This window comes from Enterobacter cloacae complex sp. OE43NF (assembly GCF_023544405.1).
Classification (GTDB): Bacteria; Pseudomonadota; Gammaproteobacteria; order Enterobacterales; family Enterobacteriaceae; genus Enterobacter; species Enterobacter cloacae.
Genome location: NZ_JAMJFW010000146.1, coordinates 1 through 798, shown reverse-complemented (window position 1 = coordinate 798; position 798 = coordinate 1). Strand labels below are relative to the sequence as shown.

The window sequence follows — 798 nt, the reverse complement described above, 5'->3', positions numbered from 1 at the left end:
CTGGGCCGGGCACTCCGGTCAGGGCTATACGGACGGTGCATTACGAATTATGGATTCTGAAATCTATGATTTCACCCATCAAAATTCCAATATCATTGTTTCTAATCTTTCTGAAGCATACCGTTCCACGACCTGGGTTTCGGATCTCAATAAATCCGTAACGCATGTGGGATCAACATTTATTATTGGTACCGAAACAAATGATTTATTACAAGGAGGGAAGGGTAACGATTATCTCTGCGGTGGTGGGGGAGATGACAGTTTTAAAGATCACAGCGGCTACAACGTTATTTATGGCGGCGCAGGGACTAACACCTACGTAACGGAATGTCATATTGCCGATTTTACGTTTAGCCACGATGCAGAAGGGACGCTGTACTTTAAATATTCCACCGGCGATATTACACGGGCGGAAGATATCCATTACGTTAACGCAGACCACACCTTGTTCAGCCTGTTTGGTATTAACATCAACCAGAACGCGACATGGCAGGTCACGGATTATGGCTTAGAAGGTGACAGTGGCTCAATCGCGTATGCGAAAAGCTATTATGCCGATACAGAGAACAGCTTCACTATCTCGACCGCCAGTAATGACAGCTGGTTCTATTCAGGAGCCAATGACAGTGAGATCAGCGTAAACGGGAACAATAACAATGTGGTTTCCGGGTATGCCGACGACGCCATCCACCTTAACGGCAGCGAAAACACGCTTCTCTTCTACGGTGATTTTGGTCATGACACGGTCTATAACCTCTCCGCCAGCGACAGCCTGATCTTTATGGCTAACCAGAACAT

General features: G+C 46.5%; 1 pseudogene. It reads left to right on the top strand.

Going from position 1 to position 798, the window contains the following annotated elements:
* Positions 1-49 precede the first annotated feature (49 nt).
* A pseudogene (locus M8370_RS23410) lies at positions 50-798 on the top strand (lipase); the annotation flags it as partial.